The organism is Pseudomonas sp. LBUM1666 (assembly GCF_059695775.1).
Genome location: NZ_CP166789.1, coordinates 3,945,098 through 3,961,248 on the forward strand (window position 1 = coordinate 3,945,098; position 16,151 = coordinate 3,961,248).

Annotated in this window: 17 protein-coding genes; 4 read left to right on the forward strand and 13 right to left on the reverse strand. The window is 61.3% G+C overall.

All coding sequences use genetic code 11. From position 1 onward, the window contains the following. The first annotated feature begins 248 nt into the window (after window positions 1–248). From ACA056_RS18095 to ACA056_RS18110, 4 genes are read left to right on the forward strand one after another with little or no spacing between them, the layout of a single operon-like run. Complete coding sequence (locus ACA056_RS18095; RefSeq protein WP_497266634.1) at window positions 249–1,595, forward strand: hypothetical protein; 1,347 nt, start codon at window positions 249–251, stop codon at window positions 1,593–1,595. A gap of 35 nt (window positions 1,596–1,630) precedes the next feature. Continuing rightward, window positions 1,631–3,877: an Ig-like domain-containing protein gene (locus ACA056_RS18100; RefSeq protein WP_497266636.1), complete on the forward strand. Its 2,247-nt coding sequence runs from the start codon at window positions 1,631–1,633 to the stop codon at window positions 3,875–3,877. Between the two features lie 60 nt (window positions 3,878–3,937). Then, entirely contained in the window at window positions 3,938–4,399 is a 462-nt protein-coding gene (locus ACA056_RS18105) for a curlin (protein WP_497266638.1), read from the forward strand. A gap of 27 nt (window positions 4,400–4,426) precedes the next feature. After that, entirely contained in the window at window positions 4,427–5,806 is a 1,380-nt protein-coding gene (locus ACA056_RS18110) for a curlin (protein ID WP_497266640.1), read from the forward strand. A 62-nt stretch (window positions 5,807–5,868) separates the two neighbouring features. Here the strand turns inward: ACA056_RS18110 and ACA056_RS18115 are convergent, their stop codons facing one another. From ACA056_RS18115 to ACA056_RS18175, 13 genes are all read right to left on the reverse strand, one after another. Further along, window positions 5,869–6,195 (reverse strand): DUF6124 family protein, encoded by a 327-nt coding sequence (locus ACA056_RS18115; protein ID WP_497266642.1) that lies wholly within the window; start codon window positions 6,193–6,195, stop codon window positions 5,869–5,871. Window positions 6,196–7,099: 904 nt separating this feature from the next. Next, window positions 7,100–7,966 (reverse strand): CsgG/HfaB family protein, encoded by an 867-nt coding sequence (locus ACA056_RS18120; protein ID WP_056746588.1) that lies wholly within the window; start codon window positions 7,964–7,966, stop codon window positions 7,100–7,102. Window positions 7,967–7,998: 32 nt separating this feature from the next. Next, a complete protein-coding gene (locus ACA056_RS18125) occupies window positions 7,999–8,433 on the reverse strand; it encodes a curli assembly protein CsgF (protein WP_497266644.1) in 435 nt (144 codons plus the stop codon). Further along, on the reverse strand, window positions 8,430–8,822 hold the full coding sequence (gene csgE / locus ACA056_RS18130; RefSeq protein ID WP_123367323.1) for a curli production assembly/transport protein CsgE: 393 nt from the start codon (window positions 8,820–8,822) through the stop codon (window positions 8,430–8,432). Before csgE ends, ACA056_RS18125 begins: the two co-directional genes overlap by 4 nt. Next, window positions 8,819–9,364: a type II secretion system protein gene (locus tag ACA056_RS18135; RefSeq protein ID WP_497266647.1), complete on the reverse strand. Its 546-nt coding sequence runs from the start codon at window positions 9,362–9,364 to the stop codon at window positions 8,819–8,821. The genes csgE and ACA056_RS18135 overlap by 4 nt, the downstream gene beginning before the upstream one ends. Continuing rightward, the gene (locus ACA056_RS18140; protein WP_129443236.1) at window positions 9,339–9,713 is read right to left on the reverse strand and encodes a type II secretion system protein; all 375 of its coding nucleotides are present in this window, start codon (window positions 9,711–9,713) and stop codon (window positions 9,339–9,341) included. Before ACA056_RS18140 ends, ACA056_RS18135 begins: the two co-directional genes overlap by 26 nt. A gap of 4 nt (window positions 9,714–9,717) precedes the next feature. Next, window positions 9,718–10,191: a type II secretion system protein gene (locus ACA056_RS18145; protein ID WP_283190490.1), complete on the reverse strand. Its 474-nt coding sequence runs from the start codon at window positions 10,189–10,191 to the stop codon at window positions 9,718–9,720. 2 nt (window positions 10,192–10,193) lie between these two features. Beyond that, window positions 10,194–12,023, reverse strand: coding sequence for a secretin GspD/PilQ domain-containing protein (locus ACA056_RS18150; protein WP_497266649.1), 1,830 nt, complete (start codon window positions 12,021–12,023; stop codon window positions 10,194–10,196). Then, window positions 12,020–12,538 carry a hypothetical protein gene (locus ACA056_RS18155; protein ID WP_497266651.1) on the reverse strand — a complete coding sequence of 173 codons (519 nt, stop codon included), beginning with the start codon at window positions 12,536–12,538 and terminating at the stop codon, window positions 12,020–12,022. The genes ACA056_RS18150 and ACA056_RS18155 overlap by 4 nt, the downstream gene beginning before the upstream one ends. Further along, complete coding sequence (locus ACA056_RS18160) at window positions 12,538–13,086, reverse strand: pilus assembly protein PilO (RefSeq protein ID WP_497266653.1); 549 nt, start codon at window positions 13,084–13,086, stop codon at window positions 12,538–12,540. Before ACA056_RS18160 ends, ACA056_RS18155 begins: the two co-directional genes overlap by 1 nt. Continuing rightward, window positions 13,073–13,618, reverse strand: coding sequence for a PilN domain-containing protein (locus ACA056_RS18165; protein WP_497266655.1), 546 nt, complete (start codon window positions 13,616–13,618; stop codon window positions 13,073–13,075). Before ACA056_RS18165 ends, ACA056_RS18160 begins: the two co-directional genes overlap by 14 nt. Before the next feature lies 1 nt (window position 13,619). Beyond that, window positions 13,620–14,423: a hypothetical protein gene (locus ACA056_RS18170; protein ID WP_497266657.1), complete on the reverse strand. Its 804-nt coding sequence runs from the start codon at window positions 14,421–14,423 to the stop codon at window positions 13,620–13,622. Then, complete coding sequence (locus ACA056_RS18175) at window positions 14,404–16,110, reverse strand: GspE/PulE family protein (RefSeq protein WP_497266659.1); 1,707 nt, start codon at window positions 16,108–16,110, stop codon at window positions 14,404–14,406. The genes ACA056_RS18170 and ACA056_RS18175 overlap by 20 nt, the downstream gene beginning before the upstream one ends. Window positions 16,111–16,151 lie beyond the last annotated feature (41 nt).

The window sequence follows — 16,151 nt, forward strand, 5'->3', positions numbered from 1 at the left end:
GCCCACTAATGGCCGTTTGCCCGACATTGGGTCTCGTCCCCTCACTTCCTCCTTATGCCCATCTACCCCCAATCCTGGGGACAGTGGCCCGTTCCCAAAACCCTCGATCCGATGCCGTTTTTGAGTGACACGCCCAAGACTCGGGCCTCTACCGTCCGTTTTCGCCGGTTGGTATGGAAGTTGCCGAAGCCCTCTCAACTGACCCGTCTCCATGGGGCAGGCATTCCGATATATAGAGGGCTTAACTCATGCACCCTTTACTGTCCAAAACCGTGGCCGCCCTGGTCGTTAGCGCACTGGCCCAAGGCGTCGCCCAGGCGGCGCTTTTTGCCGTCGACCCCGGTCCCTATGTACCCGCCAATGGCTCGTTCGCCGCCTGGTATCAGGACACTCATGGTCGAACCCTCGATCTTTGCCTGTCCAAGGCTGTCAGTTCCAGAGTTGCCAGTGCACCCGGTGCGCCGGCTTACATGTGCCTGTTGAATCCGACCCCCGGCGTTTTCGACGACACGCAGCCCGTCGTTTTCCCGAGCAACTTTCCCGATGAAGCGTTCTGGTTCACCGGCGATGGTTCAATCGTCGATGCCGCACGGGGCATCGACCTGAGCTATGTCAGCGCCGTGGAAGCAGCCTTCGCCGCTGAAGAACCGGTAGACGGCGACCAGGTCAGTTTTGGCCGCATCCGCATTCGGGTGGACGTGCCCACCGCCGGCGTCTACACCATCACCCACCCCTACGGCGTCGACATATTTGACGTTCCCGCCGGTGGACGCCGCGCAATCAACATGACCCGCGACATCGGCATAGGCACACCGAAAACCTACGACGGCGCACTCAAGAGTGACATAGGCCCGTTCCTGCGCAGCGTCAACGGCCCCTACACCGAGACTAACCCGGTCACCGGGTCGGCCGAGCGATTCGTTGGCGATCCGAATCTGGAAGAAGCCTTCACCGGCAGCCCTTTCAATACCAACTACATCCGCATCGAAGGACCTAACGGTCTGGACTTGCGCACAACGGTAATGGCCATTTCCGGCAAGTTGTCGACCGTGGTCCGGCCAACCCCGATGATCACCGAGCGCAGCACTTACTCGCGCAAAGCCGGTGAAAGCGCACCGGTGGCGCAGCAGGATGTGTTCGTCATGGCCCCACCGCCACCGGCCACCGTGACCCTGGACAGCAACAGCCCGGCGCTGCATCTGACCGAGGCTGATACCTCCGGCCACTGGTACGCCCAGTCCGCAACCAACCCGACATTGCCAAGCAACCTGGTGGTGACCGCCGATAACCACCTGGCCATTCCCAGCAGCACGCCGACCACCCTGTCGATGCCACTGACGGACCTGGTGGTGATCCAGACCGCCCAGTACAGCTTGAGCACCGCGCAAATCACGGTAGTGGCTTCGACCAGCGATGAAACCTCGCCGCCGGTACTCACCGCCACCACCGGCACCGGTGTCGCCATAGGAGCCCTGAGTGGCGATGGAGCAGTGAAATCCCTGGCGACCGGCATCTCGCCGATTCCACCGGCCAAGGTTCGAGTGACGTCATCCAATGGCGGCAGCGATACCGAAGAAGTGGTCATCGTGCAATGAACGCACACATGCCCAGATCCTCATCAGGAGGCATCATGAACAAATTGCCACGCCTGGCGCTCAACGCCCTGGGACTGACTCTATCGCTGTCCGGCAGCGCTTTCGCGCAGCTCAATGCCGTCGACCCCGGCCCCTACACGTTTGCCACCGGGAAATTCCCGATGTGGTATCAGGACAACAATCTGCTGTCGCTGGAACTGTGCCAGTCGCGAGCGACCAGCTCGCGGTCGCCTGGCGCACCGGGTGCGCCATCCTACATGTGCATCCTGAATCCGGAACCCGGGGTTTTCGACGACACCCAGCCGATGGTGTTTCCGGATAACTGGCCACCGGAAGCGTTCTGGTACCTCGCCGAGACCACCATCGCCGATGTCGGAGGCTATGGCGTGGATGCCTACGTAGCCGGGATCGAAGCGGCCTTCGCTGCGGAAAACCCTGTCGACGGCGATCAGGCAAGCTTCGCGCGGATTCGTCTGCGGGTGAACGTGCCTGTCGCCGGGACCTACACCATCACCCACCCGTATGGCGTGGAAACGGTCACCGTCACCACGCCGGGCCGTCGGGCGATCAACATCACCCGCGACATCGGCATCGGCGTTCCGGGCAACTTCTCGGGTGCCCTCGCCGGGCAGGTCGGGCCATTCCTGCGCAGCGTCAACGGACCCTACACCGAAGTGAACCCGGACACCGGTTCCATCGAGACTTTCGTCGGCGATCCGAACCTCACCGAAGCGGTCACCGGCAGCCCGTTCAATAACAACTTCCTGCGTGTGCAGGGGCCTGCCGGGACCATCCAGACCACCCTCTTTACCGTGTCCGGCAAAGTCCTCGACAACCGTGCGCAAACCCCGGTGGACATTGGCCGCGCCACTTACCGCCGCACCTCTTCAGGCCCGGGCACCAGCAGTACCCGGGTAGAAGTGTTTGGCAAATCGACCAACGGTTCGAGCCTGTGCTTCCGCGAAACCGTGGCCCTTGTGCCCGGACCACCGCAGACGCCATGCCTGACCAACATGCTCGGCGACAACAATGGCCAGTTCTTCGGCCATCGCCTGACGGGTGCCACCGTGCCTGCGGTGGTGGTGGTCACCGCTACCGACCCGGCCGGCACCACTCGCCCTACAGCGGTCTCGAGCAAGCTCGTTGACCTGGTGAAAATCCAGACCGCTCGCTACAACTGGAGCAATCACAGCCTGCTGATCGAGGCCACGTCCACTGACGAAGTGGCGGTGCCAGACATGGTCGCGCAGGGTTACGGACGTCTGTCGAAAACCGGCACCTTGCAAAAACTCACCGTCGCCGATCTGACCCAGCCACCCGCCACTGTCACGGTCAAATCCGCCGCCGGCGGCAGTGACACCGAGGTTGTCGTCGTGGTTGGTTCTGCACCGGATACCGGCGAGAACCAGGCGCCACTGTCCGTGGCCGACACCGGCAGCACCAGCTTCGGCGTGCCGATCACCCTCAACCTGCTGGCCAACGACAGCGACCCGGACGGCAACACGCCACTGAGCATCACCGCGCTGACCCAACCGGCCGCGGGCCAGGGCACCGTGGCGTTGAGCGGCACGACTGCGGTGGTCTACACCCCGCCCGCCGTGGTCACTGTGCCGTTAACCACGACCTTCACCTACAAGGCTCAAGACGTCAAAGGCCTGGCCTCGACCGCTGCGGCGACCGTGACCATTACCGTTGCGCCTAACCGGCCACCGGTGGCCGTCGCCGACGCCGTCGCGACCCTGGGCGTGGCGATACCGATCAACGTGTTGGCTAATGACACCGATCCGGAAGGCAACGTGCCGTTGGCAGTCGCCAGCGTCACCCAGCCACCGGCAGGTCGTGGCACGGTCAGCAGCAACGGCACGGCGATCACCTACACCCCACCGGCCACGGTCACGACGGCCTTCACGACGACCTTCACCTACATCGCCCGGGACAGCTTCGGCGCCCTGTCGACACCGGCCACGGTCACCGTGCAAGTCTCGCCAAGGCCTGCTGCGGAAACCTTCACGGTGACCACGGCTACGGTGTCGGCTCGCTCCAACAACCGCTTCACCTGGGACTTTGCAGGGACCTCATCGGTGATCACCGGCAACACCATCACCGTGCAGGTCACCACCCCGACCGGGCTCGTAACCCTGGGCACCACCACGGTGCCAGTGACCGGTCGCTGGCGGTTGACGGTGAGCAACAGCACCACAGTGATCCCGTCGGCTAACCCGACTGCGACCATCCGCTCGTCCCAGGGCACCGTGCGCACAGTGCCGGTGATCTCCAACTGAGCCCTTGCCCCGCTCGCCGATTCGGTGAGTGGGGTTGGCCTCTTCCCACAGGACAACGCCATGAAAACCTCGACCGCCGCCCTGCTCTGCCTGCTTCTGCTTTGCAGCAGTGCGGGCGCGCGCGCCGACGATTTGATGGAGAACGACGACCTGGGTCCTGGTGGCGACTTGGGGGAGTTACCACCACCGATTGGCCAGCAAGCGCTGATCGATCAGAACGGTCAGGCCAACGTTGCGCTGCTGCAACAGAACGGCCAGTCGCTGCTCGGTCGCATCGTCCAGTCGGGCAGTAATCAGGAAGCCTACATCCTGCAACAAGGCAGCGACCTGATGGCAATGATCACTCAGCAAGGTTCCGGCAACGCCGCCTCGATCACCCAGACCGGCAGCCACAACCGCGCGCAGATTTCCCAGAACGGCAACAACAACGACGCCAGCATCGACCAGGCCGGTGCGGGGCTTTCAAGCGCCGTGACCCAGTCGGGAAATGGCATGAGCGTTTCGGTCAAACAATACCGCTAAAGCACTGCACCACTTGGAGGTTTCATCATGTTCAAACTGACGCCCCTCACCGCCGCAATCCTGGTCCTTGTCAGTGCCCAGGCGATGGCCGACGACAGCGTTTCCACCCAGGATCAGGTCGGTACCGCCAACATCGCCGACGTGAAACAGACCGCGGCCCCGTTCAGTACCGCCACCCAACAACAACTCGGCGAGGGCAACGATGCCGCAGCGGTGCAAGACAATGCCACCGGCACCATCACCCAGGATCAACTCGGCGACTACAACGCCGGTTACGCCGAGCAACTGTTCGAAAACGGCAGCATCATCACCCAGCAACAGGTCGGCAGCTCCAACATCAGCCACGCCAGCCAGTCGATAGGCGTGGGCGGCAACGAAGCGCTGCAACAACAGCAAGGCAGCGGCAACTTCTCGTTCATTTATCAGGACACTCAGGAAGGCACTTCCGGGCAAACCTTCCAGTTTGGTGACAGCAACGAGGCCAATATCGAACAGATCCAACTGGGCACTGCCAACAACGCAGTGATCATCCAGTACGGCACTGCCAACTACGCCACCGCTGAACAGATCGCCCACATGGGCGGCCAGATCAATCTCAACCAGACGGGCGAAGGCAACTACGCCTATGGCGACCAGCGCGATGGCATCGGTGGCACCGTGACCATCAACCAGTTCGGCGACTTCAACGGCGCCGAAGTCTGGCAAGGCGGGCAAACCGCCAGCGAGGCCACCGTCAACCAGTACGGGCAAACCAACGAAACCGTGGTCGACCAGAGCTTCGGCGATAACAACGTCGCGCAGGTGCTGCAAGTTGGCGACCTCAATGCGATTTATGCCGACCAGTTCGAATCCGTCGGCTCAGTCCTGGCGCTGTACCAGCAAGGCACCGGCAACGTGCAGTTCACCTACCAGAATGGCGACAGCCATGTGCTGAACGCCACCTCCGTGGGTAACGACAACAAGGTCTACGCCAGCGACTGGAAAGGCCCGGAAAAGGGTGGCCAGTTCGGCAGCAACCAACGCGCAACCGTCAACCAGAACGGCACCAACAACACCGCCAACTTCACCCAGAACGGCATCGGCCACATCATGACCACCAGCCAGACCGGTACCGGCAACAAAACCACCGTCAAACAGGCTGAAAACTACAACGAGCTGTACTTCGACCAGAACGGCAGCGACAACATCCTCATCGCCGACCAGCGCGGCACTACCAACCTGGCCCAGGGCAGCAGCACCGGCATCGGCAACACCACCAACTTCGACCAGTCTGGCACCATGAACGTGGCCTACGTCACTCAGGGCGGCACCGGCAACATTGCCAATGTCACTCAGAGTGGCATGACCCAGACTGCGACCGTGCAGCAGTTGGGCAGCGACAACCGGGCAACCGTGCTACAGCAATAATCGCGCTGCAAAAAAAACCGCGGCCCTTGGAGGGTCGCGGTTTTTTTGTCTGTGCCGATCAGCTACGTGGGTGAGTCTTGCGGATCGATGTTATCCAGCGCCCGATTCACCGCCAGGTCGGCCGGCATGATGACCTGCTGGATGCCCAATAACATGCTGCGCTGTGGCCCCTCCACAAACACCGCGAAATCACTGGCCATGACACTGGCGGAAGCCAACGACTCACAGGCGTGGGCCAACAGGCTTTCGGTGTCGATGTCCGCGACGATAGCGAACATTCTGCTGGGGTTGTGGGGGGCGGAGTTTTTGAGAATGGCCGGGGTGAGGTGGAGGTCGGCGGTAGTGCTTTCGGTTTCTGATTCGGGGGGATTGGGTGTGGGTTTGACCATGGTGAAACTCCGTCTACGAGTTAAAGCTGCTCCATTCGGTTCCACGCGAAGGGGTGGCAGCTGTACGCGAGTTGGAACCCGGGGTAAACGGAACCCGGCAGACACTAAGGTCTCCCGCGCACAGCCGCCATAACGGAGTGCACACATTAAAGGCGCGCAAGCATACGTTATGAAGGGCGAATTTGCGCCGTCTACTCATCGGGGTTCCAGCCCGGTCGCTGAATTGGCAGCGACGACCAGAGGCTAGATGTCGCGCTTCCGACGGGCAACCTTAAAAAAGCGTCGGAAATTTCCTCGTTTTTTTGATTGTTTTTCATCGCATGTAGGAAATGTGGGTGTCAGTTAGATCCACCCCTCACCCTAACCCTCTCCCCAAAGGGGCGAGGGGACCGACCGATGTGTTTAAAAGAAATTCTGCGACCTGAGATATCGAGTCGAACTCAAGTTTGAAAAGCTAAAGCACAACAAAACCCACCACTCAACAGGCCGAGCGTTAGCTCGCCTGCCGCTCTTGATCTTGATCCACCCGCCCCTTCGGGAGGCTGAGTGGAGGTGTTCATCTGGGGGGAGGCGCGCAGCGCCGTTCGACGAAGTCGAACACATCGAGAGGAGGTCGAAGCGAAGCCGACCGGAGGCGATGCCCCCAGATGAATGCCGGAACGAAGGAACGCCGAGCCTAGGCGAGGGGCCGGACGCTCGGGGCGAAGACTTTTGGTTACTTTTTGTCGTTTGAAAAAGTGACTCGCTGTAAGAGCCAAACCATTAGCGGCCGTTACCGCAGGAATGGATATGTACGCCTGAAAGAAATAGGTCGGCTATCAGGCCGCCATCGCGAGCAGGCTCGCTCCCACAGTTGGACTGGGTACATCCGAGGGAGACTGGTCGGCTATCAGGCCGCCTCGGTTCACTCTTCCTCACCCTCAGGCACAACCTTGTTCTGAGTCAGGTAACGGTCGAGCGTCGCATTGTTGTCAGGCGAAGAATTATCCCCCGCCACCTGCCACAACCGCCGCTCAATCCCCTGCGCCAAAAGGTGCCCAACCGCCGCCTCGATCGCCGACAACACACACAACTGCGCCGGCTCGTTCGTGGTGTACCCAACCTCAGCCTCCAGCAACTTTTTGAACTCGATAAACTTGAACACCCCGGCACTGCGCCCGACAGAGTAAATCGTCTTGCTGGTCATCACATTGGCCAACACCTGCCCACTACGAACATCCACCGCACGAAGGTTCACCGACACCTGATCCACCCGATACTCCCGGGAAATATCGATCCCCAAATAGCGCGCCCCTTCCCCACCGCTACGCACGTTGGTGTCGTAGGCAATAATCCCGCCCTCAAGCATCAAATTGGCCGCCTGCAACGGTGGCAACTCACCCTGGATATTCACCGGCGTATTGGGCTTTTTCTGCGAGGCGCGAATGATCTTGCGCTCGGTCAACAGGTTCTGCAGCCCCTCACGTTCCAGCACCACAAACCAGCCACTGGCCTGCAGCGCATCCATCAACATGCTCGCCGCACCCTGGGTCACGCTGGTGGAAAAGGAACTGGCCGGGGTCGGTTTGTACTGCCCGGTCTGGTCCCGGAAACCATACACCACCGCCATCAACCGGCCCTTGGGTCGTGGCATGTTCAGCAAGTCGTAATAGGTCGACGCCCGAGGTGTCAGGGTCGGTGATTCGGTGTCCTGCTCGGCCCCCATCGGCTCGCGCAAACTGCACCCTTGTAATGCCGCCAACATCAGCCCTAGCGCTATTATTTTTTTCATGTCCTTAAACTCCCCATCGACCCAAATCCCCGTCAAGGGGCCAGGCCATTCACCTGGATTTCGGAAACTTCACCGGTCGCTCGGTCGGTCACTTCAATAGTCAGTGCGCCGGAGTCGTCGATGACGTTCACAACAAAAGCGTCAGTGGTCAGGCTCCCGGCATTGCCCGCGGAGATGTTGTCCATCAACTGCCCTAGCAGCCGTGATTGCAGCTGACTGGTGAAGCGCTCCAGGGCCGACGTGCCGGCCGCGCTGGTACGGTTCTTCAAGTCAGGGTCGTCGTAATCGTTCTGCGCCTGGGCGTTGTTGAGCAACCACGTTCCGTTCAACGGGTTGCCGCCGAACGACGGGTTGACGGGCGTGTAGACCAATTCCGTGGCGTGAACCAGCCCGCAGCTGCCTGCCCCTGTAAACCAGAGACCTAATAACCACATGCCTCTGCGTTTCGAGAAAGTTCCAGTGTTCATAGTTCGTCCCTCTCAAGGTCGGTGGTGTCCTGCAACAAGGTTTCCAGCCTGCGCTGGACGATCTGCACGCGGACCAGATCGGCAGCCTCGTAGGCCTCGTCCTTCAACTCCACGGTGTTCGGCGGCAGGAAGCGCCGATAAACCAATCGTTGCTGATATTCCACGGTCACCAGGCTGCCCCAGCGTGCCGAAGGTCGTTCACGCACCACCAGGTTGAAGTCCATCGGACTGGTGGCACGCAGGCGTTCACTGAATGAGTAATAAAAGTCGTGGCCGATGTGCGAGATCGTGTCGTCGACGATAAAACCCATCATTTCGTCTTCTTCGGCAGCCGACACGAAGGACGTCATCAGCATCAGGACCAGGGCCGGTAGCCAGTGTCTGTTCATGGCATCACCGCCCCAACACCCGAGTCGTTTTTGGATGGGCCTTTGGGCGCGGACGCGCCATCAAGGAAGGCCTTCTCGGCCACGAACTGCCAGTCCTTGTAGCTCGCCATGCCGGTGAAGTCCGACCATTGAGTGGGGAAATCCGCCTGCTTAAGCGGCGTGTCGGTGGAGGGGCTGCTGAGGCCGGTGATGCGTCCGTCGAAACCACGCATCAGCGTCCATTCGCCCCCCCAAATCGGGTCCGGGTACAGGTTGCGCAAGTGATGTTTGGGCGACGGAAAACGCTCGTCCTGCAACAGATCCGCCAATTCTTTCGGGTACTGGGCCAGACCAGGCGAACTGCGGTAATAACTGCGCAATGCCTGAGCGTATTGAGTGCCGACCCAGAGCAACTGGCGTTCACGATCACGGCGCGACGCGGTGGACCACAACTCACCGGCGCTGGCCAGGCCCATGCCCATCAACATGATCAGAAACAGCACGCCCAGGTAAGTGAAACCGGCCTCGTTCGAGGGCTTACCACTCGGAATACAGGCTGCCATCACGCGCCCTCCCTGTGGCACCGCTTTTGATATCGGCGACCCCGCCCGGCACGCCGTCAGGCGGCGCCACCAGCACCCAGAGGTCTTTGCGTTCGGCAATCGGGTCCATCGGCGGGTTGCGCAGGTAACGCTGCTCGACCAGCTGTTCGATGGAGTCGGGATAACGCCCGGTGTCGCCGTAGTAGTGGTCCAGCGCTTCGCGCATGGCCGACAGGCTCTGGCGCAGCGTGGTCTCTTTCGAAGCCTCGAGGCTGTTGAAATAGCGTGGCAAGGCGATGGTCATCAGGGTGGCGATGATTGCCATGACCACCATCAGTTCCAGCAGGGTAAAACCCTTTTCCCGACGCATAATCTCACCACTCCCGGTAGGCGATGCCGTTGAGACCCTTGCCGCGCGCCTTGGAGTAAACGTCAAAGACGTCTTCGCCTTCGCGCGGGTTTTGAGCCGTACTGTCGTAAGAGCGCACGCCCCACCCCCCTTCGTCGTCACGCTTGACCGGCGCCAGCGGGTCATGGGGCACGCGCCGCAAAAAGAAGAACTTGGCGCCCTTGGCGCTGCGCACATCGCGCACACCGTCCACCAGCACTTGCAGGTTCGGCGGGTAGCCGCTGCTGTTCAGGGACTTCTCGATGTAGCCGGCGTCGAACGCACGTTTGTAGGCGTCGATGGCATCGCGAATCTGATACAGCGCCGTGCGCAGTTCCTGCTCCTTGCCCCGGCGCACCACGGTCTCGGTCAGCGGCGCAGCCATGCCGGCCAGCAGGCCGATCAAAGCCAGCGTCACCACGACTTCGATCAGGGTGAAACCCCGTTGCGAGGCGTTCATGATCAAGGCTTCTCGACGACAACGTGGGTGGAAGCAACCGGAGCGCTTAGGGCCTCTGGGCGAATCACCGAGTCCATCCCACGGTCCGGTGCCTGAATGTGCATGCTGGTTTCGGTGCCGGTGGTGAACTCCATGTCCGACGGGCTCTGGTACGGCAGGTTGCGCACAATCCGCGGCGTGATCGACAGCACCAGCTCCGACTTGCCGACCGTGTCCTTGTTGCTGCCGAACAAGCGGCCAAGACCTGGAATGTCGCCAAGGCCGGGGATTTTGTTGCCGGTGGCGCCATGGTCGTTGCGCATCAGGCCGGCGAGGATCTGGGTTTCGCCGTCATGCAGACGCAGGGTGGTCTGGGCGTTGCGGGTGTCGACCTGAACCGGAATCGTGCCCTGGCGGGTCGGTTCCAGTGGCGTGGCGTTACTCACTTCCAGGGCGATTTTGATCGCCACTTCGTTGTTCAGGTGCACGGTCGGCTGTACTTCAAGTTTAAGACCGACATCGAGGTAGGTGACGCTTTCGGTAATCACCGGACCTTGAGTCGAAGGCACCGAGGTGGCGCTGATGATTGGCACGCGCTGACCAATGTGGATGCGCGCCTGTTCGCGGTTGCTGACGCGAATCACCGGGCTGGCCAAGGTGTTGATGTCGTTGTCCTGGGCGTTGATCTTGGCCTGCGGCGACGGCGAGATGGAGATCCGGCTGGAGTTGATGCCTTTGAGTTGATCGAGCAGGGTCACGGCCGAGCCATCGCTGTTGACCACGCCGAAGGTGTTCGGCCATTGCAGGCCAAGGTCGAGAATCCGCTGGGTGGCGACTTCCATCACCTCCACTTCCAGCACCACTTCAGGGTTGGACTGGTCCTGCGATTGCAGGAGTTTTTCGGCCATGCGGATAGCGTCTTCGGAGTCGCGCATGGTCAGGGTGTTGAGGCGCTCATCGACGAACACGTCGCGGGTCTTGAGCATGGTTTTGATCATGTTCAGCGCGGTGTTGGCATCGATGCTGGTCAGGTAGAAGGTGCGCATCACCAGCTCTTGGTAATCCTTGAGCTTCTGCGGCGAGTCCGGGTAAATCAGCAAGGTGTTTTCGTTCACCACTTTCTGGTGCAGCTGGTTCTGTTGCAGCAGCAGCTCCACCGCGTCTTCGATGCGCACGTCACGCACGAAGATGGTGGCTTTCATGTCCGGGCGCAGGTCCTTGTCGAAGATGAAATTCAAACCGGCGACCTGCGACAACACTTCGAAGATGGTTTTCAGATTGGCGTCGCGAAATTCCAGGGTCACCGGCCGATCGAGACGGGTCCGCAGTTGTGGATACGCAATCACGTTGCGGCTTTGCACGAGGCGGACGTCGCTTTGCAGCTCCAGCGCCCCTTCATTCTTCGGGTCCAGTTCGAGGATCTGTTTCACCTGGCGGTCGGCACCGTAGATGTCGCCGCGACGCAGGTCACCCCGGGCCAGTTCGAGTTTTTCATCGAGGCTTCGCATGTGATCGAGCTGGCGCAGCGAGTCCTGGGCACGGCGGTTGTTCGGTTCGATGGTCAACACCCGGCTGTAAGCCTGGCGGGCAGAAGCGAAATCACGCTGGACGCGATCCATATCACCCTGGGTCAACAGCGCTGTCACTGCACGAGCACGGCCACTGTTCAAGGCCAGGTGCAGCTCGGTGTCGCGAGGGTTGTCCTTCAGCCCTTCCTCGATGCGGGCCAGGCCGGCTTCGTACTGTCCCGACTCCATCAGGTCGGTTGCCTCTTGCTTGGCGACCTGCACCGAACTGCACGCGGCCAGCCCGGCACAAAGGCAAAGGTTCATCAGCAAACGGGATCTGTTCATTGCGTGCTCCCCACAGACAAAGTCTGAGACAAATGCAAAGGCAGGTAGACAAAGCTGAGTTCCACATCGGAAATCCCCTCGATCCGCCAGGTTTCGTCGATCACATCCCCCTTGCGTACGACGTATATTTTTTCGCCGTTCTGCAAAAACACTTGCAGGTCGGAACGGTCATTCAGCTTGCCAATGAACTGGAAAGGCATCGGTGGTGCCGTGGGGACTTGCACCACCGGGGTCAGGTTGACGGGTTGTTCGGTGACGGTGGCGAGCTGCGGCGCAGCCTTCCAGCTGCGGGCGGCGAACAGGTCGCCTGCCGGGCTCAGGTCCTTCACCACCGCTGGCTTGCCGGTGGCAGCGGCAGCAGGCAGCGCGCCGCGGGTTTTGCTTTTGGTCGGGGTGGTCACGGCGGCAACCAATGCAGCGCCCTCCTCTGACGACGTGAAGTATTCAGGCAACCAGGTCAGCGCCGCCGCCACGCCGAAGAACGCCACCCAACCCACTACGCGTTTGGTATTCATCATGACCTCGACAGGTAAAGGGTCATGCGGATCCGCCCGGTCAGGTCGGTGTCGACGATTTTTTTACGCTGGAACTCCACGTCCTCCACCACCACCGCCGGCAACTGGCCGAGCAAGGCATGCAGGAAGCGCCGCAGTTGCGGGTAGCTGCCGCGCACCGGCAGCAGAATCTGATAACGGGCCAGGTGCGTCTTGGGGTCGATGCCCAGGGAATATTCGCCCCGAGCCAACGTGATGTGTTCCTGAGCCGCCAGCGCGTAAATCTTGTCGATGGCCACGGTGGCCTGCGGCTGGGACGGCAACTTGCTGCGGAAATCATCGAGCTGACGTTGCGGCACCACCGGCGCGGCAACACTGCCGTCTTCGACTCTGGCCAGGTATTCGCCGGCTTCGCGCGTCTGCTGGCTGAGCGTTTGCAGCGACTGCCAGTCCGGCATCAGGCCCACCAGGCCATACACCAGCGCCAGCAGCAACATCGCCAGCCCTGCCAGGCCGGGAATGCCCAAACCTTGCAGGTATTCGTGGACGATCAATCTAGGGATTTGCATCGCCAATCTCCCAGGTAGCCGACAGGTTGAATTGCACCGGGTGTTCCGGCACGTTCGCGACGATTTCGTGGCTGAGCAGCGACACATCGGACAGCTCGTCGCTGGCTTCGAGGCTGCGGTGGAAGTCGAGCATGGCTTCCAGATCCCGCGCTTCGGCGCTGATTCGCACCTGGCCTTTGCGGGCATCCGGGGTCAGGGTCAGCAAGGCAATGTCGTCCCGGGGCATGGCTTCGAGCATGGCGAACAGACGCTCCCATGGCCGGCGCAATTGCTGGGACACCTTGCGCATCTCGGCCAGGTTGTGCGCCTGTTCACGGGTTTCGGCCGGGGTCAGGCTGACCTTGCCGCCGGTGTCGCCGGTGAGTTCGCGTTGGGCAGTTTGCAAGTGGCCTTGCTGTTGCGCAGCCTGTTCACTGACGTGCTGCTGAATCAAGAAGCAGGTCAACGTCAGCACCACGCCACCGGCCAGCAGGCTCCAGCCCAAAGGGCCCGAGCGACGGCGCGGCTGGAAGTCGAGCATCAGGGCGCGCATATCAGGCCACCGCCCGGGACATGACGTACAAACCATCGCGTACGGATGTCCGGTGTTCTTCGAGGGTTCGCAGGTGCACGCCGGGTACGTCAGGGTGCGAGTCAATGCGTGCCGGCGCGTGCAGGTAAACGTTCAGCGGCCGTTCGCTGGTGGACGCCTGCAATTGGTTTTCACGCCCGATCAATGCCGTCAGTGCGGCGTCGCTGTCGCTGCTGCCCACCGAACGCACCGATGCCCAGCGCCCTTCCCGGGCCAGCAACAAAACACTGCGCACTGGCTCGGCGACCACGAACAGGAAGTCGCCGGCTTCGAAGCTTTTATCGAAATGATTGAACGCCGCCATCAGGTACGGCTGCACCGAACGCAGGCGCAGGCCACGACCCGTGACCAGCGAGCGCAGATGCGTCAGCAAGTCTTGCGGCAGCGCGGTGGCAACCCGGTCGTAGCCCGCCGGTTCGGCCGACAGCACCATGCTCCAGGGTTGCGTCGGTACGCCGTAAAGGTCTTCGAAACACAGCTGGGCAAACCCGAGCAATTCGGCAGGGCTGCTGATTTGTTCGCTCCAGGGCACCAGACAGAAGCGGCTGAAGTGCCCGGAGATCACCACACTCAATTCGGCACCGGGACGGGTATGTTCGCCCAGCAGACGGTCGAGGGTTTCCAGCGCCACGGCCCAGGCATGGAAGCCTTCGTCGATAAAGCCGACGCTGCCCAGCCACAGGGTTTCACTGCCACGGCGCTGGCCCAGACCGACACCACTGGCGCCGAGCACGGCGACAAAACGATCACGAGATAAAAGTGACACGATTGATCTCCTCGAGCGTGGTCCGCCCCGCTTGCACCAGCTCCAGTGCCGACTCGCGCAACAGGCGCAAGCCACGGCTGCAGGCCAGGGCTTTGATTTTAGAAATCGGTTGGCGCTCGACGATCATTTGCCGCAGCTCGTCGTCGAGGTGCAGCAGTTCGGCAATCGCCGTACGCCCGCGGTAACCGGTGCCCCGGCAATTGCCGCAGCCCTTGCCGTGGACAAAGTGGTAGTGATCGACCTGTCGCGGATCGAGGCCCGAGAGGCGCAATTCTTCATCGGTCGGGTAAGCCGGCGCGCTGCAACTGGCGCAGACCAGTCGGATAAGCCGCTGGGCCAGCACCGCATTGAGTGCCGAAACGAGGCTGTAAGGGTCGATTTCCATCTGGGTGAACCGGCCGATCACGTCGAACACGTTGTTGGCGTGAATGGTGGTGAACACCAGGTGCCCGGTGAGCGCCGATTGCACGGCGATCTGGGCGGTGTCGGGGTCGCGGATTTCACCGACCATGATCTTGTCCGGGTCATGGCGCAGGATCGAGCGCAAACCACGGGCGAAGGTCAGGCCTTTCTTTTCGTTGACCGGGATTTGCAGCACACCCGGCAGTTGGTATTCCACCGGGTCTTCAATGGTGATGATCTTTTCAACGCCGTGGTTGATCTCAGTGATCATCGCGTACAGCGTGGTGGTTTTGCCGCTACCGGTGGGGCCGGTCACCAGCACCATGCCGTAAGGTTCGGCCGCCAGCCGACGCAGATGGCGCAGGGTTTCGTCCTCGAAGCCCAGGGCTTGCAACTGCACGCCGCAGACCTTGTCTGCCAGGTCCTGTTTGTCGAGGACCCGCAGCACTGCGTCTTCGCCGAAAATGCTCGGCATGATCGAGACCCGAAAGTCGATCTGCCGGCCGCTGATGCCGATCTTGAAGCGACCGTCCTGGGGCACGCGTTTTTCGCCGATGTCCAGTTCGGCCATGACCTTGACCCGGGAAATCACTTGCTCGGCGAATTCGCTGCCCTGGATTTTGCTGATGTTGTTCAGCACGCCATCGATCCGGTACTTGATCACCAGACCGCTGCCGGTAGTGCCCAGATGGATATCGCTGGCGTGCATTTTCAGCGCGTCGTAGAGGGTCGAGTTGACCAGTTTGACGACGACGCTGGCGTCCTCGCTGATGCTGGTCAGGGACAGGCTTTGCAGGGTATCGATTTCGACATTGGCGTCGGCCTGGGCGTTGAGCGATTCCACGGCGTGGAAGCTCTCTTCGTGGCGTGCCAGGTAGGCCTTCAGGTCGTCGGCATGCACCAGGTACAGCGGCGCGCCGTGCAGGCAGTCGTCGATCCAGGCCAGGCGTGAGGTATCGAAGGGGTCGGCAAAGACGCCAATGACCGCATCGTCGTGACGCAGCAGGATGAATTCGCGTTTGAGGCATTGGGCCAGGGTGACCCGGTCGAACACCGGGGTGGCTTTGAACAGGCTGTCGGTGTCGAGCACCGGATAATGCAGGGTCGCGCCGAGGTTCTGGATAAAGGGCATGGGGGCCAGTTCGCACAACACCCCGAGGGCTTCCAGGATACGTTCGCCGGAACTGGCGGCCCTGGCCCGGGCCTGGGCCAGTTGCTCACTGGAAAATCGAGACGGTACACAGTCCAACAGCGCCGGTTCGACGACAAGGGATAGACGGTCCATGGCATGCTCTCCAACGCCGGGGGCTTTGAGCCCTGTCGACG